This is a genomic window from Chryseobacterium paridis, assembly GCF_016595215.1.
GTDB lineage: Bacteria > Bacteroidota > Bacteroidia > Flavobacteriales > Weeksellaceae > Chryseobacterium > Chryseobacterium paridis.
Genome location: NZ_JAENHK010000010.1, coordinates 1,387,554 through 1,408,231, shown reverse-complemented (window position 1 = coordinate 1,408,231; position 20,678 = coordinate 1,387,554). Strand labels below are relative to the sequence as shown.

Below are 20,678 nucleotides of genomic sequence, written 5' to 3'. Positions count from 1 at the left end.
AAAAGAATGAAAAAGAGTATTCTATTACTTTTATTAGCAAGTGTGACAAGCTGTCAAAAAGAGGTGTCTGCAAGTTTTGATATAAATATAGAAAGCGTAGACGAATCAGATAAGAGGTTCTATAATCTTTCTGAAATTAAAATTCTGAAAAATAATAAAGTTTTTAAGATTTTGAAGACAGATAAATATGCTTTCAGCTTAAATCAAAGAATTAAAATTGATAGTATTGAAGAGGGAAAGTACACGTTTGTTTACACTAATCTTTTTGGAGATAAAATGAAAGAAGAACAGGTTGTTGATGAGGCAAAAAATTATAGAGTAAGCATTAATCCTGATAAGTCAATTAAAAAGATTGCAAATTTGGCATTTGAGAGTTTGCGTGACTCTAAAGTAAAGTTAATCTATAATTCGAATGGCTGTTTTCACCATAATTCAGATTCTGTGATTCTTGAAAATATAGGGGATGATTATTTTGTACGAAGAGGTCAAAGATCAAAGAAATTAGACAAAGATGAGCTTGCTTATTTCATTAGTATCGAAAACAGAATACGTCAGGTACCTCAAGATGGAGGGTGCACAACATCCGATAGGTATGTTTTTGAAAACAGAGGGAAGGCGGATACAATTATTGATGGAACTTGTAATTTTCATTTGTATAATAAAATATCAAATTATCTAAAGAAGAATAATTTGTAATAAGAGAAAGGATGCATATCCTTTTTTATTTCAAATAAACTTTCAAAAATTATTGAAAATATAATAATTATGAAAAATTTAATCATTCATTTATTTCTGATTTTCTATTTCAGAAAAAATAAAAAGACAACATTTTAAAATCCATTAACATGACAAATTTCTTTAAATATGATTTCTATGTACAACTTATAGTTTTTATTATTACTTCAAGTGTCGTATTAATTGGGTTAATAAATAATAATGAAAAAATTATTTATCTATTTTATTTTATAGTAGGAATATCACAATCAATAAGCTACCTCGTTAGATATTTTTATGTATACAACAAATCACTATTATTTAAGGTTTATGGCTATTTAATTTTGCCCATATTTCCATCAATCTTGGGTTTAGCTGTTTTTGGAAGCATAAACTTTATTGCTTTCATTTTTATTGTAATTATAGTATTGTCTTTTTTCTACAGTCCAATAATGGCGATTCTTTATTTAGTAGATAGTTATCTAGTTTTTAAAAATAAAAATCTAAAAATTAACAGTTATGAAAACGCTAAAAAACCACACGCTCATCTACGATAATGAATGCCCAATGTGTAATATCTATTCTAAAGGTTTTACAAAATGCGGAATGCTTGATTATAATGGGAGAGAAGCCTTTAGTGAAATGACTTCTAAGAACAAATCAATTATTGATTTTAACCGTGCAAAAAATGAAATTGCTTTGGTTGATCATAATAAAAATGAAGTGGTTTATGGTTTGGATAGTTTACTTATCATCATAGGGAATTCATTTCCGGCATTGGAAAAGATAGCGAGAATAAAGCCTTTGTACTGGTTTTTTAAAAAGCTATATTCTTTTGTTTCTTATAATAGAAAACAAATTATCCCATCCCCAATTGATGATAAAAAACAATCATGTATTCCTGATTTTAATCTAGGCTATAGATTGAGCTATATTGGATTCGTTGTATTCTTCTCAGCCTTTGTTTTAAGTGTTTTTACGGCTAAATTAGGTCTGAATTTAGAACATCATTTTCTAAGAGAATTTCTGATTTGTTTAGGTCAGATTGGATGGCAAATTATATTTTTAAAGACTTATTTAAAAGACAAAACCTGGGATTACATCGGGAATATGATGACTGTTTCTTTGATTGGAACACTGCTTTTAATACCTGTATTGTTCATGAACCTCAGCTCAGCTTTTTGTATTATCTATTTTGGAATTGTTGTTTCTGTTATGCTTTTAGAACACTGGAGAAGATGTAAAATATTAAGATTAAACGCTTTGCCAACCGTAAGCTGGATCATTTACAGAACAGTTGTTTTAATTACTTTAATATACTGGTATGTCTAGAATTTATTTAGAAACAATCATCAAGGCAGATATCCATATAGTTTTTGATTTAGCACGAGATATTGACCTCCATCAGAGGTCAACATTCAAATCTCAGGAAAAAGCTATTGCAGGACATACAAGCGGATTAATTGGTTTGAATGAGACTGTAACCTGGAGAGCAAAGCATTTAGGATTCGATCAAACCCATACCTCAAAAATCATTAGTATGGAAAGACCCTCTGAATTTACTGATATTATGTTGAAAGGAACTTTTGCATCTTTTAGACATCAGCACATTTTTAAAAAGGATGATAAAAACACAATAATGATAGATATACTCGAATTTGAATCTCCACTTGGAATTGTTGGAAAACTTTTCAATAGGGTATTTCTAAAAAATTATCTCACAAGGTTTTTATTGGAGAGAAATAGGATCATTAAAAAAACAGCAGAATTATGAACTTTCTAAAAGCAGAATGGCGTAAGCTTGCCATTATCAATTACGAAACAGATCCAAAGATCTTATTAAAATACCTTCCAGAAGGTACTGAACTCGATTTCTATAATGGAAGATGTTATGTAAGCTTGGTTGGCTTTATGTTTTTAAATACTAAACTATTAGGATTTCCAATTCCTTTTCACCGCGACTTCGAAGAGGTTAATCTTAGGTTTTACGTTAGAAAGAGAGAAAAAAATGGATGGAAGAGAGGTGTCGTTTTTATAAAAGAGATCGTTCCGAAACCAGCCTTAAGTTTTGTGGCAAACTCTATTTACAAAGAGAATTATGAGACGATGCAGATGAAAAATAAGATTCAACAAAAAGATAATAAATTATTAATTAAATATTCATGGAAAGATAAAAACTGGCATTCTATTGAGCTTACAGCAGGCAATGATGCTCTACCAATGAAAAGTAATTCTGAATTTGAATTTATTACGGAGCATTATTATGGTTTTACCAAAAGAGGAAATAGAACGTCTGAATATAAAGTCTCTCATCCACAATGGAATTATCATATTGTTGAAAACTATCAACTTGAAATTGACTTTTATAGAGTCTATGGAAAAGAATTTGAATTTTTAAAAGACCAGAAACCCATTTCAGTGATGCTTGCAGAAGGCTCTGAAATTGAAGTGAAAGTTAAAAAATATATAGTTTAAATCATTAATGTTTCCAAAAAAACGGAAACTTCCCTAAACCCTAAACCAATGAAAATAATAATAGCAGCTGGAACTGGCTTTCTCGGAAAAAACTTGAAAAAGTATTTCGAAGAAAAAGGAAATCAGGTTTATATTCTAACCCGAAATGCAAAGCGAGAAAGTGATATTTATTGGGATGCAAAAAATCTTGGTGAATGGAGCAATGTTCTCGAAAATGCAGATGTTCTCATTAATCTTGCAGGCAAATCTGTAGATTGTCGCTATTCTGACAGAAATAAGCAGGAAATTTATTCTTCAAGAATTGAAAGCACAAAAGTACTTCAGGAAGCTCTTGACCAATGCATACATAAACCTAAAGTTTGGCTCAATGCAAGTTCAGCAACCATTTATGTGCATTCCGAAAAGCATTTGAATACTGAAGAAAATGGAATTATCGGAGATGATTTTTCTATGAATATTTGTAAAAGTTGGGAAAAAGAGTTCTTTACAGTAGAAAACAATGGTGTAAGAAAAGTTGCTTTACGAACATCAATTGTTCTGGGTAAAAATGGTGGTGCTTTTCCAAAACTTTATCAGGTAACAAAATTAGGTTTGGGCGGGAAACAGGGAAATGGAAATCAAAATGTAAGTTGGATTCATATTGATGATTTTTGTCGTGCGGTAGAATGGATCATTGAAAATGAAAATATTTCAGGTCCAATTAACATAACAGCACCCAATCCTTTGACGAATATAGAACTAATGAAAAAATTAAGAGCTCGTTTAAGAATGCCATTTGGAATGAATGCTCCAGTTTGGCAATTAGAGCTGGCTTCTATATTTCTAAAAACAGAAACAGAATTACTATTAAAGAGCAGAAATGTATATCCTGAAATATTGATGAAAAACAACTTCCAGTTTACTTATCCAGATATGGATACTGCATTACAAGATTTGATCTAACCACAAACCGAAGGTTCGAAGTAGTCAAAAGTCATAAAAGTTTTTAAAAATTCTGTCATTGCGAACCAGTGGTGCTTGTGCTGAGCCTGTCGAAGTAAAGCAATCTCAAATTGTAGTATTAATGTCAGAAATTTTAAACACGTAAGCTGTTTTTAAGTTTAATGTATAATGCTGAATAAAAGTACACTTAAGCTTTTCAAAAATCTTTGATTTTTATCCACAAGCTTAATAAGCGAAGCTCCTCTTTGCTATCTTGATTTATATTGTATCATCATCAATCTTTGCGTTAAAAAACAAATGACTGATAGTTAAACGCAAAGACGCTACATTTTTATAAGTATTGCGTTTATAAGGCGCTAAGATTTTTATCAAAGATAAAAATTAAAAAATCTGCTCTATTAGCAAAATCTGCAAGTGAAAAAAGAACACAATCATCAGCGCAAATCTGATTAATCTGTGGTTAAATAATCACAAGTTCAATCAAAAACTATTTTTTGTGAGTTCATAGAATGATGATTACATTAGCGAAAAGTATTTCTTTATGTCCATCCATCAAAAAACTAAAGCTCTTATTCTTTCATCACTTTTTCTTTCTAATGCCTTTTTTTCACAGGCACACAATGTTTCAAAAGGATACGAAAAGCCTACTGATCCTTTGGTTGTACAAAATCTGGAGGAATGGCAGGATTTGAAATTTGGACTTTTCATGCATTGGGGAACTTATAGTCAATGGGGAATTGTTGAAAGCTGGAGTTTATGTCCTGAAGATGAATCATGGACCCAACGCAAACCAGAACATGGCGAAACATACAATGAATATGTAAAGAATTATGAAAACCTTCAAACTACTTTTAATCCAAGCCAATTCAATCCTCAGAAGTGGGCAGATGCGACCAAACGAGCTGGAATGAAATACGTTGTTTTTACTACAAAACATCACGATGGCTTTAGTATGTTTGACACACAGCAGACAGATTATAAAATAACCTCTTCAAAAACTCCATTTTCCAAAAGTCCAAAAGCGGATGTTACAAAAGAGATTTTTAATACTTTTCGCAAAGATGGTTTTAAAATAGGGGCTTATTTTTCAAAGCCTGACTGGCATTCCAATGATTACTGGTGGTCTTATTTTCCTCCAAAAGACAGAAATGTAAATTATGATCCCAAAAAATATCCGGAGAGGTGGGCGAATTTTAAGAAATTTACATTGAATCAGCTTAATGAAATCACTTCAAATTATGGTAAAATAGATATTCTCTGGTTAGATGGAGGTTGGGTTCGGCCTTTTAACACTATTGATCCGGGTGTAGAATGGCAAAGAACAATTAAAGTGGAACAGGATATTGATATGGATAAGATCGGTGCCATGGCGCGTAACAATCAACCGGGAATCATCATTGTAGATAGAACAGTTCCCGGAAAATGGGAAAATTATGTTACCCCTGAGCAGGCAGTTCCTGAACAGCCTCTTTCAATTCCATGGGAGAGCTGTATAACAATGGGAGATTCTTTTTCATATGTACCCAATGACAACTATAAATCTTCCCAGAAAATTATAGAAACCTTAATTAAAATTATTTCCAGAGGGGGGAACTATCTCATGAATATTGCTCCCGGGCCCAACGGAGATTATGATGCTGTAGTGTATGAAAGGCTAAAAGAAATATCCGGATGGATGGAGAAAAATCAATCCGCTGTTTTTGCAACAAGAACTGTTGCTCCTTTTCACGAAGGAGATCTTTATTACACTAAAAGCAAAGATGGAAAAACTATTAATGTTTTTCATATTGATGAACAGTCAAATTATCAGTCTCCTTCTGATCTCAGTTTTTCAATACCTGAGGATTTTAAACCAAGATCAGTGAAAATCTTAGGATTGTCCTCAAAGGTTCAATGGAAACAGAAAGGAAACCGGATTCAGGTTCAAATTCCTGATGAACGTCGACAGCTAAAATATTCAACAGTTATTCAGATAAAGCAATAATGAAAAGTGATCATTAAAAAAAAGAGTAGTGAAGTTCATTACATTCCTTATTCATATGTTGGTATGATATGTGCAAGATTTATGATAAACCTGAATGAATTTAATTGATGATAAACATTTGATTGAAGTTATTCATAAAAGTACATATCATGAACAAGTTTTTTATATCAGCAATCTTAATGGTTGGATTATCAATGAATGTTGTAGCGCAAAAGCATCCATCACCTCCGCCGCACCCTTCGAAAAGTGAATTGATTGCCATTAAATCCCGTGAGCTGGACAAGAGATATAACCAGGAAAAAAAACTTATTTTGAATCATCCATTGGCGACCAAAAAGATGAAACAAGACCAGCTAAGGGCTCTAAATGCAAAGTACAGAAGTCAGAAAAAATTACTCAAAGAAATGTAGAGCTTTAGATTTCTTAGTAGAGTTGAAATATTTTACAATAATCAATTGGAGAAATTCCAGATTAAAAATAAATACAAAAAGAGCAGGAAATTCCTGCTCTTTTAAGTTATATAATAATTGCTTCTTCCAAAGCATCTATCTCGTTATCGTTGTTGGAGTCGTTTGCATTAATAAAATCAATATGGGCCTTCTATTTTTATACTAATCTGCAAGGAACCTCCAAATCTTCAGTAAGATAATAGCTACAGCATAAACGATGATAGCCATCGGCAATGATCAATTCATGTTCTCCTCTTACAAGTAATATCGGGGAGAGCTTTTTATTCTTTTGTACCTTTTTCAGATTTTCCCTTACATGGATATTGGTTTCAGGAAGGAGAGCAAGTTTACTGGCTCTTAAAATATCTTTAGATTTTTTTGTAATGGTAGGTGCCTTTTTTAGTTTTTCAACTATACCTTTTGCCTCATCAGGCTCGAAAAGAAGTTCAAGGTAATCCTGGGCTGCAGGAAAATCGTGATCTTCCGGTTCTTTTATCCAAATATTATCTTTGGTAAGGGTGCTTTTTTTCATAGATATTTGTTCGATGTTTATAGAAGAATTGTTTTTATGGTTTAATTCTTCCTCAATTACAAATCTGCATAAAAATCATATATAAAGATACGTATTCATTTTAGTAAAAAAGAACGATTTCAAGCATTATCATCAGACCGTAAAATCAGATTTAATTACCTAAAAAATTGAAATAATATGAATTTTTTAAGATTATTAAAATTGAAATTGATTGATTATGCAGATTTTATTTTAAAGAGTTTTTAATTTAAATTAAAATTTAATAAAAAAATGATGCTTTTAGTGTCCTTTTTTTTATTTAAAATTAAATGAAATTGTCTTAATGATGCATTGTAAGATGAATTTGAAGAAACATGAAGCATCCCATATTTTTTCCTTAAATTCGCATAAAAATTTTAAGCTAATGAATTACGATATTATTGTCATCGGAAGTGGTCCTGGTGGATATGTTACAGCAATCAGAGCTGCACAGTTGGGTTTCAAAACTGCAATTATCGAAAAAGAAAACTTAGGCGGAATTTGTCTTAATTGGGGATGTATACCGACTAAAGCTTTATTGAAGTCTGCTCAGGTTTTTCATTATATTAATCATGCAGAAGATTACGGTTTGAATAAAGTGGAACCAAGTTTTGAGTTTCCCAATGTAATTCAGAGAAGCCGTGGTGTTGCAAACAAAATGAGCAAAGGAATTGAGTTCCTGATGAAAAAAAATAAGATCGATGTTATACTAGGAACAGCAAAGATTTTAAAAGATAAAAAAGTTTCCGTTACAGATAAAGATGGTAAAATAACTGAATACGCTGGAAGCAATATTATTATTGCAACAGGTGCACGTTCAAGAGAATTACCAAACTTACCTCAGGATGGTAAAAAAGTAATCGGATACAGACAAGCATTATCTCTTCCTGAGCAACCAAAATCTATGATCGTAGTAGGTTCTGGAGCGATCGGAGTAGAGTTTGCTGATTTCTATAATACAATGGGAACAAAAGTAACTGTTGTTGAGTTCATGCCAAACATCGTTCCTGTAGAAGATGAGGAAATTTCTAAGCACTTAGAAAAATCTTTGAAAAAATCTGGAATCGAAATTATGACAAATGCTTCTGTAGAGAGCGTAGATACGAGTGGAGAAGGTGTGAAAGCAAACGTGAAAACGGCAAACGGAAACATTACTTTAGAAGCTGATATCTTACTTTCAGCAGTTGGTATCGCTGCTAATATCGAAAACATCGGTTTAGAAGAAGTAGGAATCCAAACAGATAAAGGAAGAGTTTTAGTAAACGAATGGTACGAAACTTCAGTTCCTGGATATTATGCAATCGGAGATCTTATCCCAACTCAGGCTTTAGCTCACGTTGCTTCTGCAGAAGGAATCACTTGTGTTGAAAAGATCAAAGGATTACATGTAGAGAAAATCGACTATGGCAATATCCCTGGATGTACGTATTGTCACCCTGAAGTTGCTTCTGTAGGTCTTACAGAAAAGCAGGCTAAAGAAAAAGGATACGAGATCAAAGTTGGTAAATTCCCTCTTTCTGCAAGTGGTAAAGCTACAGCAAACGGAAATACAGATGGTTTCATCAAAGTTATTTTTGATGCTAAATATGGAGAGTGGTTAGGATGTCATATGATCGGTGAAGGAGTAACGGATATGGTTGCTGAGGCTGTTGTAGCTAGAAAACTAGAAACTACAGGTCATGAGATCATTAAGTCTATTCACCCGCACCCAACTGTTTCTGAAGCAATCATGGAAGCAGCAGCAGCAGCTTACGGTGAGGTAATCCACATTTAATACAATATTAAATATCAAACAATATAAAGCCCAGATACTCTCTGGGCTTTTTTAAACACTTATTATGAGGACAAAATTCATTTTATTATTTTCTCTATTCTCCATTATAATATTTTCTCAGGAAAAGGAGAATAAAGGTTTTTTTCCTGTTGAATACATTTTAAAAAGCTCTAGTGATACGATTAAAGCCGAAGTCAGAAATGTAGGTAAATTCACTAATAAGAAATATTATTTTGCTACTATTTTATTTAAAATGAAAATGAAGGATGGTCAAGGAAATGAAACATGGGTAGAACCCGGTGATCTTAAGTACATAAAGATTACGGATGAAAATAATATCGGGCACGAATATTTTGCTTCATCAGAAAGGTTACCACAAGAAGAAGGTTTGATTGAGGTTATTTATGAAGGGAAAAATATCAATTGGTACAAAGGATATCATAATCCACTTCTGAGAGCCCAGCTCGATATCAAAGGATATATTACTGATAAAGATAAAAAATTACTTTATTCAGGTTTTTTTAATGATTTTAAAGGCAGAATGAAGAGGTTGCTCAAAGACTATCCCGATCTTGAGGAGAAGTTTAAGAAGGCTAAAACAGAAGAAGAGTATGTTGACATCTTCCGATTGTATGATGCTAAAATTGATAAGGCTTCGTTCTGATCGCTTCCTCAATACAAATCATGACGTTAGGGTTTTAAATTCCATTACGATCGCCCAATAGGGTATTTATTAAAATAATTTTAAAATTTACGTATTTCGGAAAAATAATAAGTTTTTTTCATCTTGTTTTATTAATTTTATTCTATGAATTTTATTCTATGAATTTGGAAAAAATAGGCCTCGTTCTATCAGGAGGAGGTACCAAAGGGATTGCACATGCAGGAGCTTTAAAGTTCTTGATTGAAAATAATATAGATATTGATGTATTGTCATGTTGCAGTGCAGGCTCCATTGTAGGATGTTTGTATGCAGTAGGTAAAACACCGGAAGAAATTCTGGAGTTTTTCAATTCTGTTTATTTTTTTAACTGGAAACATTTCACATTCAATCAGCCTGGATTGGTTTCTTCGGTTATTTTTACCAACTATCTGAAGCCAATTTTTCAAGATATGAAATTGAAAGATTTAAGCAAAGAAGTTAAAATTGTTGCTACAGAGCTGGTCGCAGGAACACAAAAGATATTTGACGAAAACTTTAAAGTGACTGATGCTATTATTGCTTCATGTTCTATTCCCGGGATTACAACACCTTACATTATTGGTGAAGAAATGTTCTGCGATGGAGGAGTCTTGAATAATTTCCCGGCAGATATTATCAGAGATGAATGCGACAAGCTAATTGGAGTTTTTGTATCTCCGCCACATGAAATAGATATTAAAGATTTAAAATCAATTAAAGCCATTGTTTCGCGTTCTTATGACCTTCTTTCCTATAGGATTGAGAAAGGGAAGTTTGATTATTGTGATTGGTTTATCACCTCTCAGGATCTATCGAATTATGGAACTTTTGAAAGGAAAAAAGACCGATTGGAGGAAATCTTCAATATAGGTTATAAAGCAGCAAAAGAAAGCTTTGCAGAAAGCAATTTCTATACACAGATTAAACAATTAGGTTCATAAATAGAAACTCTCACTGTAATAGTGAGAGTTTTATTTTATTTTTTAACGACCTGTCCGTCCTGTTCTACTATCGTCTTACCTGTTTCATCGCTTACCACAAGTGTATAAGGTGCTTTATTAGCTGAATCTGTTAGGTAATTTCTCCAGATCTGGTAATGATACCCTTTATTGGTAAAATCATAGTAATAATTACCACCAGAACCATCAGGAGTCAGTTCTCCGTCACTAATGATCATATTAGGCTTTGAGGTTATCTTTGAATTAGCACCCCATGCCTGATAAAGATACTTTCCATTCGGTTGCAGATCAATTCTTATCTTGAATTTTTTAGTTTTGATAATAACTGTCTTAGGCACCTTCTGGAACTTTTCTGAAGTATTGATCCTTTCCGTCGGCTTTTCATTAAAACTGGTGGCGCTGATAAGAGAAAACTGTGCGATACAAAGTGTTCCTATTAGAATTTTTTTGATCATGGCGATTATGTTTTAAAATTAATCTGTTTGAAACTTATCAAATATAAAGCCATTAAGATACAGACAGCGTTTGATTGATATACTTCTCCTAAGATGATTATCAGTTGGTATAGCTAGCAAAAGCTTCTTCTAAGCTTTCAAATTTTCCTTTAAACTCATCGATAGGGCAGTCCTGAAGAATATTTCCTTTGTGAATAAGAATAACACGCGAGCATAATGCTTCTACCTCCTGCATAATATGTGTTGATAGCAGGACTGTTTTTTCTTTACCAATCTCCTTTACCACATTTCTTATTTCGATAATCTGATTGGGATCCAATCCATTGGTAGGTTCATCCAGAATTAGTAAATCAGGTTGATGAAGAATCGCCTGCGCTAAGCCCACTCTTTGCTTGTACCCTTTTGAAAGCTGTCCTATCTTTTTAGACTTTTCAGGAGTGATCCCTACAAGCTCTATCACGTCATTGACTCTCGTCTCGGGTATTTTATGAATATTGGCTACGAATTGCAGATATTCTTTCACATACATTTCAAGATAGAGAGGATTGTTCTCAGGAAGAAATCCTATGTTTTTCTTGCTTTCTATTTCGTGTTCTGAAATGTTTTTATCATTAAAAATTATCTGTCCTTCATCAATCTTTAATGCACCTACGATAGATTTCATTAGCGTTGATTTTCCTGCACCGTTCGGCCCAAGAAGACCTATGATTTCAGTTTTATTGATAGAGATGTTGATATCGTTAAGAGCAGTTTGGTCACCAAATTTTTTGGTTAGATTGATTATTTGAAGCGACATAATAGGTAATGATCTTTTTGCAAAAGTAAAAATAAAAAACTCATTCTTGTGAATGAGTTCTGTTATATTGTAAAATAATGAATTATTTTCTGGATTTTTTATACTTATTTCCTGGATTGGATGTTGAGGTTGAATTCTCCGGTTTGTTTGTCCGGGCATTATTCATAGCAGCAGATTTATCATATAGAGCAGACTTTCCATTGGTCTTTCCAAAGATCTTGTCAACCTGTTTCCTGTTTAAGAATTGAGACTTCCCGACATACTTCCTGTTTTTGTTAATATACTGGATAAACTGTACGGTAGGTTGCCCGTAATTTTTTTCGTAATGAAGTTCTATAATATCATTAGGAAGTTCTAAAGTAATATTGCTTTCAGGAAGAGAGATGAATCCGTCCGTAATCAGTTTATAAAAATCAGTAACATCCCCATTTAAGTTTTGAAAAGAGAAAGATCTGATGGTATTAAGATTACTGGTATTAAGATCTTGATAATTTACAGTGAATTTATCCTCCTTTTTATATAAACCAACAGAGTTATCTTTACCAATTTCCACTAAACTTTCGTTTTTTAACACTTTAATTTGTGCAAAACTCGAGAAACCGAACAGACAAGTAAATAGTAAAATTATTTTCCTCATTGGATTGATTTTTAACATTTTATAGTATGGCGTTCTTACAATTCAGGTATGAAATAGTATTGAAAAACTTCGTACCTAAAGCAAAAGTAACACTTTTTTTTGATATTTATTTTTGAAATATAAGCTTTGTTATTCATGAAACTGAACTCTTTTATTATGGAGTCCATATTAAATCACTCACTTTTACTTCATATCAAAAAAGGTGCAAACTTAGTATGGTTTTGGAAAAGAGTATGTTGATGTGGATGAAGAGTTCTGGAGAGAGACCTCCGAAAGAAAGGGTAAAATAAATTTTTCATGTCTTTTGATTGTGTTAGAGAGACAAATTTAGGATATTAAATTTAATTAATCGAAAAAAATGTGAATAGCAGTCTTCTATCCAAAACTAGATGCCATTTCAATCAAAAGATACTGTTGAGGTAGGTTTATATAAATATTTTCTGAGCTTCCTGATGGGAAGGTAGGTAAATAAGAGAGAAAGCAAGCCCGCAAGAACTCCGACAACGATAGCCATTGCGGTTGCATTCAGTTTATAATCTTTTGAAAGGCTAAATTGTGCGAAAAATAGAATAGATAACACAAGCAGCCCGGTAATGAGACCATGTAAAATACTCAGTCTGGTCATTAATTTTTTTAAATTAAGCTGATCATCAACCACGAATTCAATACTGCCTTCTTCAGCAGCAACAGCAACTCTTTTAATAATGTCGATCGTGAGAATTACCGGTAAAAATGTAGCCATGGGTAAAGTAAGTCTGGCGAGGTTTTGTGTTCCGGCAAAAAAATGGGTATATCCCAATTCCCTGAAACTTGCGTACGCTATAATAAAATTCAGGAATATATTGGGAAGGACATAGTAAAGGGCACGCTTTGATAAAAAGCGTTTGAGCGTGGTTTTTTTTATTATTTTCTTGGGTTGATCAGGCTTCATTTTAATTTTATATGGACGATGTCAATAGTTCAAGGGCTTTATCTTTAATTTCAGTGGCTTTTTGTCGGGAAAGGAAATCCTCATTTGACATCAAAGTAAAGTCCATTTGTTGATTATAGGTAGTTGTAACAAGCGTATTCGAATTAAGCCAAGGGAAGGCGACTGTTGGGCTTATAATCGTTTCCAATCTAAAATTCTGGTACTTACTCGGAATGTTGATTTTACCCATATTAGAGAGGGTAATATCGTGTCCGCCATTACTTGACTTTAGCATTTTGATCATACGATCAACGATTGGGTGCATCTGTTCACCCATCCATAAAAGTTCCCGGGCTTCTATTTTATTTATTTTTTCTCCAAGCTCTTTCTTGATTTGTCCTGCATGATCAAACAGATCGTGAATATCTTTTTTTAAAGAAAGTTCAATAGTAGGAGCAAAAGCAAATACATGATCCTGCTTAATTTCCGGAATAAAATGACGGACATCTACTGGACTGATGACTTTTCTCTTAGCCTTGGATCCTTGTACATCCTGAAATGCCTGCATAAATGAAGCACACAACAGGGAATGTACAGAAACACCATGAGCTTTACATTTATCCGTAATTTGCGTAGTTGTTTCCGGGTTCAGTTTCCAGTGAATAACATAGTTTTTCCCAAGATTTCTTATCTTGCTTTTCCGTTGCATCAGAAAAAATAGCTTGGCCATCAGTAAATAAAACCTTGCTTTGCGGACCTTCTTTTTGGTATTAAAATCCGAAGGAAGAAAATCACTAACCGAAGTGAATGCCTGGTAAGAGTCTAATTCCAAAGAAGGGTCATCCAGCAAAGAAAGTAGCTCCCGCATCAGGGTTACCAGTGAAGTTCCATCACAAATACAATGAGGGAGTACCCAAAGAATTTCTGAAACATCCTGACCTTTTACCCACACTACTTGTCCCAACGGTTTTTTATCATCATCAAAAAGACGGAACCACTCTTTTTCAGATTCCTTCAGCCAGTCTTCATCAGTGTGTCGCTCAATAATACGGAGAGGAATAGAGGTCATTTCTTTCTCTTCTATAAAAAAGGGATATTGTTCACTACTGGTATCAATCCTGGATCTTAGCAAAGCGTGTTTTCGCTGAATTTTTTCTAAAGCGAGTTTAAAGTTCTCTTCCTGAAGAACTCCACTAATTTTTGCAGTAAATACACAGTTTAAAGGTGTCTTGGAATCAACATACATGATTCTTTCCACCATCATTAATTTTCTCTTCATCATGATACCGCTAAATATTCCAGTTTTAGTTTAATTGATTGAACAACTTCCTCGCGGATGGCCATTGCTTCCGATTGCTTTAAATATCCTTCGCTTCCTATAAAAGTAAAATCCATTTCTCCCTGGAATGTTGAAACAACAAATCCTGTCGTCTGGCCTAAAGGTCCAAGCGCTGAGGGGCTGAAAACAGTATCTAATTTAAACTCTTTATACTCATGAGGAACATTAATCAGTCCCAGGTTGGAAAGCATGCAATCATTCGTTGATTTACCATTCCTTAATATCTTTGTGAAATTATTAAGGGCGTAATGCCAGGACTCTATTACCATCATCTTAGTGTAAGGGTCAAGTTTGGCCGTTTTACGTTTCACATTCTTTTGCATCTGGCGTACGTTGTCCAGAAAATTCATTTTTTCATTGATCGATACTTCAACCATCAATCCGAAAGCAAAAATATGATCATGCTTGATTTGCGTGGTAAGACGTCGGATATCTACAGGACAACAGATTTTATTTAAAGCAGCTTTTCCTCTTATCTTTTTAAATGCGTTGAGCACTATTGCACATAAAAAAGTATTAACGGTAAATTCATTGGCCTTACAATAAGAAATCACCTGTTGAGTGGTTTCCTTGTCAAATTTCCAATGGATCATATAATCCTTTTCTCTTTCAACTGCTTTTTTGCCAACTGGAGCATATTTGATGATGGTAGATGCTACCCGTCCTATGAATTTTGCTTTCAGTTGCTGTCTGCGACTGTTAAGAATAGCTGGAGGAACAATATCCTGAAGTCCCAATATAGGTTTTTCAATACCAATATCAGTGGCCGGATCATCCAATACCTGCAAAAATTCATATAAAAGAGTCATTGCAGAACCACCATCGCATAAGCAATGGTGAAATGAGAAAAACATATCTGATAATTCTTCTCCTTTAATCCATACAAATCTTATGAGGGGTAATTTTTTGTGATCAAAAGGCATATACCATTCTTTCATCGATTCTTCCTGCCAATCATCTTCTCCTTTTCGGATCACTATTCTTATAGGAATAGATACCGTCTTTTCCGGAACCTGAAACCATGGAATATTTTCTTCATCATGGTTGATATGAGCTCTTAACCAGGGATGTTTATGCTGAAGCTGAGCCAAAGCTCGTTGGATCTTTTCTAATGTAAATGTACCACGTAGTCTGAACGGAATAACGCCATTAAAAGCCTCTGTCCCGTCTCCTAATATCATACGTTCACCAAATAATAATTTTCTTTTCATAGGTTATATAGAAATTAGTGTTTATTCTCTGTTTTTATAACATTCTTCATTTTTGCTTATGATGATATGGCTACATATTCCACTTGTAATTTGATGGATTCGATCATTTCATCTCGAACAGCAAGGGCCTCTGAATAGGGTAGGTAACCTTCGCTTCCTACGAAAGAAAAATCCATTTCTCCTCTGAATGTTGAGGTAACCATAGTAGTCGTATTACCCAAAGGACCAATTACTGAAGGACTGAAAATGGTGTCCAGCGTAAACTCCTTATACTCATGTGGGATCTGAATACGTCCAAGGTTCGAAAACATACAATCATTAGCTGATTTGGCGCGCTTTAATAATTTGGTGAAATTTTTCAACGCATCATGTCCGGACTCCATTACCATCATCGTAGTGTATGGATTTAGCTTGGATGTTTCACGATCTACAGTTTCCTGCATCAAGGGTAAGTTTTCTAAAAAACTCAATTTTTCGTTAGCTGAAATCACGATCATCAGGCCAAAAGCGAAAATGTGGTCTTCCTTTATTTGAGTAGCAAAGCGTCTGATATCTACCGGACAGGAAACTTTATTCAATGCAGATGTTCCTCTTACTTTTTTAAACGCCTGAAGCACGGTTGCGCTCAAAAAGGTATTCACTGTAACTTCCATGGATTTGCAGTAAGAGATCAATTGTTTGCTCATCTTTTGATCAAACTTCCAATGGATCAGATAGTCGTTTTGTCGTTCAATAATTTTTTTATTTACAGGGATATATTTGATAGCGGTTGCTGCCACCCTGCCAATAAATTTTGCTTTCAATTGTTTTCTGCGGTTCGTTAAGATTGAAGATGGAACGATATCTTCAATCCCCATGATTGGTTTCTCAATTCCGATATCAGCTGCAGGATGATCCAATACCTTCAAAAACTCATATAAAAAAGCCATTGCAGAACCACCATCACATAAACAATGGTGGAACGCAAAAAGCATATCTGATACTCCTTCTCCTTTGATCCATACGAATCGGATAAGAGGAAGATTTTCATAATCGAAGATGGTTTGCCATTCCTTTCTGGACTCTTCCTGCCAATCATTTTCTCCTTTTCGATTAACGAGTCGTATAGGAATAGGGATGGTCAGCTGAGGTACTTCAAACCAGGGCAGATTTTTTTCATCATAGGTAATGAGGGCTCTCAGCCAGGGATGTTTGCTCTGGATCTGATTCAGGGCATGCTGGATATCTCCTTCTTTGAAGTCTCCCTTTAATCTGAAAGGGATCACTGCATTGAAGGGTTCTGTTCCATCCCCTAATAGCATACGCTCACCAAATAACAATCTTCTTTTCATAAGTCTATATAGAAACTAGTGCTGACTGTTCTTGTTGTACAAAATTTTCTAACAATTCCACAGCTTTATCATTGCCACCCGCAGTAAGGAAGGTTGTTTGAACCTCTTTAGCTGCATTTCGGTAGGTTGGATTTTCCAGCAATTCAAATACTGTTTCACGAAGCGATTCTATACGTAATCGTTTATATCGTATACTTTTTCCACAACCTGCCTGTTCAATTAATTTTGCAATATGGAAATGATCATAAGCGATAGGAGTGATCAACATCGGTAATCCATTACGGAATGTATCATTTACCGTATTGAAACCCCCATGACAAATCACCATATCCATATGAGGCATCAATGCTGATTGTGGAACAAAGCTATTCACAATAAAATTAGATGGCCATTCCTCAAAAATATCAGGTGGAGTAGCGGCAACAATAGTAACCGGCTGGTCTGCAAATGCAGCAATGATTTTTTCAAAGAATGCTTTTCGGATATCCACCAATAATGTTCCTAAGGATACAAATATCTTTGGTGTAGTTGAAGCATGTAATCGATCCCAATCAAAAGGGGCATCATTTGGACGTCCTTTTACAGGACCTACAAATTTCATGTGAGATGGTACGGTTTCAAAACCTGCAAATGCCTGTGATGTAAACACAAGATTCAATTTATGGGAATGAATGAAAATACCATCATCATCGATTCCCACTTCTTTTTGAAGATCTTTGATCAGGTTTTGTTGCCATTCAAATATTTTAGGTGAACTTTTTTCGGTGTCTCCCATAACATCTGGTGGAACCGGAGTAGTCGTTACACAAGGAATATTGTTTTTATGAGCAAATAACGCCCCTCCGAAAGTGATACAGTCATTGACAATAACATCAGGTTTCCAGTTTTCTGTAAGTCGGCTTAGTCCTGGCATCATCATTTTAGCGAAAGGAACGTATGTTTCCTCCAATGCAAGTTTCATCACTTCCGGTCCGGAACAGGCTGGCCCATCATCCTGTCTCTTCAGGATACGTTTGATTTCATCCTGATATGGAATAAGATCTTCTTCCGGATAGAAATAAGAACCCCCTTCAGGAATATGTTCATCTGAAAGTGGAGTAATCCCAAACCACTTAACCTCGTGACCTCTTGCAATTAAGCTTACCCCTACACTTAGTGTTGGGCTGATATGTCCGAAGAAAGGAGGAATAACAAACAAAAATTTAGAGCGGGGTCTTTCCGGTTCTGATGCAGTAACAATTGCTTTTTCAAGTAAATTGGCTGCTGTTGCTGTACCTCCGGCATCAATGAAGGACTGACGGATAACTTGGGCAGCTTCACGGTATTCAGGATTATGTAAGATCTGCTGTACAGCCTCTTTTAAATGATTTGATTTGAATCGGTTGAAATTAAGACGTTCACCAGCTCCTGTACGTACGACACGTCCTGCAACATGGGATTGGTCATAAGCAATTGGAATAACCACCAATGGCAATCCATTTGAAAGTGTTTCGGATACGGTATTGTGCCCTCCATGACATACGACACCATCCAGATGAGGTAGCAAATCCAATTGAGGAACCTGTTGGTATACCATAAAATTTTCCGGCCAGCTATCAAAAAGCTGTGGATCTGAAACGACGACTACCGTTAAGTCTTCATCCTTAAAAGCATCAATCACTTTTTGGAAGAAAGCTTTTTTATGATCATGATCGAAAGTGGTTCCGATGCTTACAAGAATTTTTTTCTGAGTACTGCTGTTTAATCTGTCCCAATCAAATTCACAAGAAACGCGACGTTCCATAAGAACAGGGCCTGTAAACTGATAATTGGAAGGCAGTTCCATTTCACCAAAGAAATACCTGGATGTTAAAACCATGGTCAGCAGGTCTGAAGAAGCTAAAGAATGGTTTTCTGTAATGCCCAATTCTTTTTGTAATTCAACAATTTTATTGACTTCCCATTCATGCACTTTTGGTAGTTCATCCATGATTTTGATGGCAGCCGGTGCAGTAACGGTCGTGCTATATGGAAAACCTAGTGTTTTTGCTGCAATAGCGGCTGCAAATAACTGATGATCTCCAATGACAAGATCAGGTTGAAAACTATTAAGTAGATTAACAATGCCGTTGTAGCAGTGTCTGTTTAAAGGGATCAGGACATCATCATAAAGAAATTTTATGCTGTCAATCCCATACACTACCTTTTTAGAGATAATATCGAGATATTTTTCACTTTCTTTTTTTTCTTCGTCCGTTTGATCGTATTGAATAAGTAAAAGCTCCCCTCCGACAGGAAGTTTTGTATGTAAATTTTCGTCAAGACTGATCCACGCCACTTCATGTCCTCTTTCCAATAATTCGGCCCCGATGCTCAGGGTTGGATTGACATGGCCTGTCAACGGTGGAACAACAAATACAAATTTAGCCATGATTTTGTGTTAGTGAGTTAGAGTTAAATAATGATTGCGATAAAAAATGAACAATAGCTTCTGCAATCAGAGCAGGTTCCTGAATAGGGATATTATGGTCCCCGGGAATAAGTTCTAATTCTGCATTATTGATCTCTGTCTGAAGCCATTCTCCTGTAAGTTTGCAATTGGATTGAGCCCCGTACAGTAATAATGTTGAAACTTCCAATCCTGCCAGGTTGGTTTCAGTAAGAAAATCCGTTTCCTTTATCATATCTGCTTTGATGCTTGTTTGCTCAAACAGGAATTCATACATACGGTGGTTCTTCTCCATTTGTCTTTTACCCATTTGTACCTTTGTTGTATCTGTAAAATTGGCGACATAATGTTCGAGGAACTCCTTGCTGTATTGATCAATAATATCCCGGGTTTTGTCATCTCTGGGGTCAGGAGCTTCCATAACCACCAGCTGATCTACACGGTCTGGAGCCCTAAGTGCTGTTTTCAAAGCTATAAGGCCACCAAAACTATAGCCTACCAAATGGACTTTTTTAAGTTCTAAAAAATCCATCAGGCCCAGCAGATCAGAAGACATGTTTTCCAGGTCATATCCATTCAAAATACGCTCACTCATACCATGACTTTTTAAATCATACATCACCACATGGTAATGCTGCGCAAGAATGGGTGCTATATTAAAATAATAAATGGACAGGTTGCTAAACATACCGTGGATAAGCACCACTGTTTGTTCAGCACCTTTATTGAGTTCCTGAATATGAACTTTCCTGTTATCAACTGTAATTATTGGCATTCGTAGATATAATTGATGATCATACGGAGGTCAAGGTTGATCAGTTGGTCCAGGTCCATAGAAGACAACCAACCAGTAAAATCAATCTGATCGCCAAAATGTGCTTTGATTTTCTCGGAAAAAGAAACAATTTCTATACTGTCCATTTCCAGGTCCTTAGTGAATGAGCTATCGGGGGTAATGTCCATCTCTTCTACAAATTCTTCGCCTATGACTTCAGTAATAAAGCCTTTTAAAAGAGTGAATAGTTCCTCGTGATTCATTTTT

Annotated in this window: 21 protein-coding genes; 10 read left to right on the top strand and 11 right to left on the bottom strand. The window is 34.7% G+C overall.

Annotated features, from left to right (window positions below; translation table 11 throughout):
• Positions 1–6 precede the first annotated feature (6 nt).
• The 7 genes from JHL15_RS15860 to JHL15_RS15830 all read left to right on the top strand — a co-directional run bounded on the left by JHL15_RS15860 (position 7) and on the right by JHL15_RS15830 (position 6,525).
• Entirely contained in the window at positions 7–696 is a 690-nt protein-coding gene (locus JHL15_RS15860) for a hypothetical protein (protein WP_200247280.1), read from the top strand.
• 537 nt (positions 697–1,233) lie between these two features.
• On the top strand, positions 1,234–2,046 hold the full coding sequence (locus tag JHL15_RS15855) for a thiol-disulfide oxidoreductase DCC family protein (protein WP_200247278.1): 813 nt from the start codon (positions 1,234–1,236) through the stop codon (positions 2,044–2,046).
• Positions 2,039–2,488 carry an SRPBCC family protein gene (locus JHL15_RS15850; RefSeq protein ID WP_200247276.1) on the top strand — a complete coding sequence of 150 codons (450 nt, stop codon included), beginning with the start codon at positions 2,039–2,041 and terminating at the stop codon, positions 2,486–2,488. Before JHL15_RS15855 ends, JHL15_RS15850 begins: the two co-directional genes overlap by 8 nt.
• Positions 2,485–3,189, top strand: coding sequence for a YqjF family protein (locus JHL15_RS15845; RefSeq protein WP_200247274.1), 705 nt, complete (start codon positions 2,485–2,487; stop codon positions 3,187–3,189). The genes JHL15_RS15850 and JHL15_RS15845 overlap by 4 nt, the downstream gene beginning before the upstream one ends.
• A gap of 48 nt (positions 3,190–3,237) precedes the next feature.
• Positions 3,238–4,131 carry a TIGR01777 family oxidoreductase gene (locus tag JHL15_RS15840; RefSeq protein ID WP_200247273.1) on the top strand — a complete coding sequence of 298 codons (894 nt, stop codon included), beginning with the start codon at positions 3,238–3,240 and terminating at the stop codon, positions 4,129–4,131.
• 541 nt (positions 4,132–4,672) lie between these two features.
• Positions 4,673–6,115 carry an alpha-L-fucosidase gene (locus tag JHL15_RS15835; RefSeq protein WP_200247271.1) on the top strand — a complete coding sequence of 481 codons (1,443 nt, stop codon included), beginning with the start codon at positions 4,673–4,675 and terminating at the stop codon, positions 6,113–6,115.
• Between the two features lie 149 nt (positions 6,116–6,264).
• Positions 6,265–6,525: a hypothetical protein gene (locus JHL15_RS15830; RefSeq protein WP_200247269.1), complete on the top strand. Its 261-nt coding sequence runs from the start codon at positions 6,265–6,267 to the stop codon at positions 6,523–6,525.
• A gap of 196 nt (positions 6,526–6,721) precedes the next feature.
• On the opposite strand, the gene JHL15_RS15825 is transcribed toward JHL15_RS15830, so the two are convergent.
• Positions 6,722–7,096, bottom strand: coding sequence for a hypothetical protein (locus tag JHL15_RS15825; protein WP_200247268.1), 375 nt, complete (start codon positions 7,094–7,096; stop codon positions 6,722–6,724).
• Between the two features lie 403 nt (positions 7,097–7,499).
• On the opposite strand from JHL15_RS15825, the gene lpdA reads away from it, so the two are divergent.
• The 3 genes from lpdA to JHL15_RS15810 all read left to right on the top strand — a co-directional run bounded on the left by lpdA (position 7,500) and on the right by JHL15_RS15810 (position 10,511).
• Positions 7,500–8,888: a dihydrolipoyl dehydrogenase gene (lpdA, locus tag JHL15_RS15820; RefSeq protein WP_200247266.1), complete on the top strand. Its 1,389-nt coding sequence runs from the start codon at positions 7,500–7,502 to the stop codon at positions 8,886–8,888.
• A gap of 64 nt (positions 8,889–8,952) precedes the next feature.
• Positions 8,953–9,552, top strand: coding sequence for a hypothetical protein (locus JHL15_RS15815; RefSeq protein WP_200247264.1), 600 nt, complete (start codon positions 8,953–8,955; stop codon positions 9,550–9,552).
• A 158-nt stretch (positions 9,553–9,710) separates the two neighbouring features.
• Positions 9,711–10,511 (top strand): patatin-like phospholipase family protein, encoded by an 801-nt coding sequence (locus JHL15_RS15810; RefSeq protein ID WP_200247263.1) that lies wholly within the window; start codon positions 9,711–9,713, stop codon positions 10,509–10,511.
• Between the two features lie 35 nt (positions 10,512–10,546).
• On the opposite strand, the gene JHL15_RS15805 is transcribed toward JHL15_RS15810, so the two are convergent.
• The 10 genes from JHL15_RS15805 to JHL15_RS15760 form a co-directional block, all read right to left on the bottom strand.
• The gene (locus tag JHL15_RS15805) at positions 10,547–10,984 is read right to left on the bottom strand and encodes a hypothetical protein (RefSeq protein WP_200247261.1); all 438 of its coding nucleotides are present in this window, start codon (positions 10,982–10,984) and stop codon (positions 10,547–10,549) included.
• 100 nt (positions 10,985–11,084) lie between these two features.
• Positions 11,085–11,780 (bottom strand): ABC transporter ATP-binding protein, encoded by a 696-nt coding sequence (locus JHL15_RS15800; RefSeq protein WP_200247260.1) that lies wholly within the window; start codon positions 11,778–11,780, stop codon positions 11,085–11,087.
• Between the two features lie 82 nt (positions 11,781–11,862).
• Positions 11,863–12,417: a hypothetical protein gene (locus tag JHL15_RS15795; RefSeq protein ID WP_200247259.1), complete on the bottom strand. Its 555-nt coding sequence runs from the start codon at positions 12,415–12,417 to the stop codon at positions 11,863–11,865.
• A 397-nt stretch (positions 12,418–12,814) separates the two neighbouring features.
• Complete coding sequence (locus JHL15_RS15790; RefSeq protein ID WP_200247258.1) at positions 12,815–13,348, bottom strand: hypothetical protein; 534 nt, start codon at positions 13,346–13,348, stop codon at positions 12,815–12,817.
• Positions 13,349–13,355: 7 nt separating this feature from the next.
• On the bottom strand, positions 13,356–14,609 hold the full coding sequence (locus JHL15_RS15785) for a condensation domain-containing protein (protein WP_200247257.1): 1,254 nt from the start codon (positions 14,607–14,609) through the stop codon (positions 13,356–13,358).
• Positions 14,606–15,877 carry a condensation domain-containing protein gene (locus JHL15_RS15780; protein WP_200247255.1) on the bottom strand — a complete coding sequence of 424 codons (1,272 nt, stop codon included), beginning with the start codon at positions 15,875–15,877 and terminating at the stop codon, positions 14,606–14,608. The genes JHL15_RS15785 and JHL15_RS15780 overlap by 4 nt, the downstream gene beginning before the upstream one ends.
• Before the next feature lie 56 nt (positions 15,878–15,933).
• Complete coding sequence (locus JHL15_RS15775; protein ID WP_200247253.1) at positions 15,934–17,208, bottom strand: condensation domain-containing protein; 1,275 nt, start codon at positions 17,206–17,208, stop codon at positions 15,934–15,936.
• Between the two features lie 4 nt (positions 17,209–17,212).
• Complete coding sequence (locus JHL15_RS15770) at positions 17,213–19,618, bottom strand: glycosyltransferase (RefSeq protein WP_200247252.1); 2,406 nt, start codon at positions 19,616–19,618, stop codon at positions 17,213–17,215.
• Entirely contained in the window at positions 19,611–20,411 is an 801-nt protein-coding gene (locus tag JHL15_RS15765; protein WP_200247250.1) for an alpha/beta fold hydrolase, read from the bottom strand. Before JHL15_RS15765 ends, JHL15_RS15770 begins: the two co-directional genes overlap by 8 nt.
• Positions 20,402–20,674 (bottom strand): acyl carrier protein, encoded by a 273-nt coding sequence (locus JHL15_RS15760; protein ID WP_228409819.1) that lies wholly within the window; start codon positions 20,672–20,674, stop codon positions 20,402–20,404. The genes JHL15_RS15765 and JHL15_RS15760 overlap by 10 nt, the downstream gene beginning before the upstream one ends.
• Positions 20,675–20,678: the final 4 nt, after the last annotated feature.

Excerpts from the sequence above, each read along its gene's own strand:
- JHL15_RS15860 (WP_200247280.1), top strand. The coding sequence starts at position 7 with ATGAAAAAGAGTATTCTATTACTTTTATTAGCAAGTGTGACAAGCTGT.
- JHL15_RS15855 (WP_200247278.1), top strand. The coding sequence starts at position 1,234 with ATGAAAACGCTAAAAAACCACACGCTCATCTACGATAATGAATGCCCA.
- JHL15_RS15850 (WP_200247276.1), top strand. The coding sequence starts at position 2,039 with ATGTCTAGAATTTATTTAGAAACAATCATCAAGGCAGATATCCATATA.
- JHL15_RS15845 (WP_200247274.1), top strand. The coding sequence starts at position 2,485 with ATGAACTTTCTAAAAGCAGAATGGCGTAAGCTTGCCATTATCAATTAC.
- JHL15_RS15840 (WP_200247273.1), top strand. The coding sequence starts at position 3,238 with ATGAAAATAATAATAGCAGCTGGAACTGGCTTTCTCGGAAAAAACTTG.
- JHL15_RS15835 (WP_200247271.1), top strand. The coding sequence starts at position 4,673 with ATGTCCATCCATCAAAAAACTAAAGCTCTTATTCTTTCATCACTTTTT.
- JHL15_RS15830 (WP_200247269.1), top strand. The coding sequence starts at position 6,265 with ATGAACAAGTTTTTTATATCAGCAATCTTAATGGTTGGATTATCAATG.
- JHL15_RS15825 (WP_200247268.1), bottom strand. The coding sequence starts at position 7,096 with ATGAAAAAAAGCACCCTTACCAAAGATAATATTTGGATAAAAGAACCG.
- lpdA (WP_200247266.1), top strand. The coding sequence starts at position 7,500 with ATGAATTACGATATTATTGTCATCGGAAGTGGTCCTGGTGGATATGTT.
- JHL15_RS15815 (WP_200247264.1), top strand. The coding sequence starts at position 8,953 with ATGAGGACAAAATTCATTTTATTATTTTCTCTATTCTCCATTATAATA.
- JHL15_RS15810 (WP_200247263.1), top strand. The coding sequence starts at position 9,711 with ATGAATTTGGAAAAAATAGGCCTCGTTCTATCAGGAGGAGGTACCAAA.
- JHL15_RS15805 (WP_200247261.1), bottom strand. The coding sequence starts at position 10,984 with ATGATCAAAAAAATTCTAATAGGAACACTTTGTATCGCACAGTTTTCT.
- JHL15_RS15800 (WP_200247260.1), bottom strand. The coding sequence starts at position 11,780 with ATGTCGCTTCAAATAATCAATCTAACCAAAAAATTTGGTGACCAAACT.
- JHL15_RS15795 (WP_200247259.1), bottom strand. The coding sequence starts at position 12,417 with ATGAGGAAAATAATTTTACTATTTACTTGTCTGTTCGGTTTCTCGAGT.
- JHL15_RS15790 (WP_200247258.1), bottom strand. The coding sequence starts at position 13,348 with ATGAAGCCTGATCAACCCAAGAAAATAATAAAAAAAACCACGCTCAAA.
- JHL15_RS15785 (WP_200247257.1), bottom strand. The coding sequence starts at position 14,609 with ATGATGAAGAGAAAATTAATGATGGTGGAAAGAATCATGTATGTTGAT.
- JHL15_RS15780 (WP_200247255.1), bottom strand. The coding sequence starts at position 15,877 with ATGAAAAGAAAATTATTATTTGGTGAACGTATGATATTAGGAGACGGG.
- JHL15_RS15775 (WP_200247253.1), bottom strand. The coding sequence starts at position 17,208 with ATGAAAAGAAGATTGTTATTTGGTGAGCGTATGCTATTAGGGGATGGA.
- JHL15_RS15770 (WP_200247252.1), bottom strand. The coding sequence starts at position 19,618 with ATGGCTAAATTTGTATTTGTTGTTCCACCGTTGACAGGCCATGTCAAT.
- JHL15_RS15765 (WP_200247250.1), bottom strand. The coding sequence starts at position 20,411 with ATGCCAATAATTACAGTTGATAACAGGAAAGTTCATATTCAGGAACTC.
- JHL15_RS15760 (WP_228409819.1), bottom strand. The coding sequence starts at position 20,674 with ATGAATCACGAGGAACTATTCACTCTTTTAAAAGGCTTTATTACTGAA.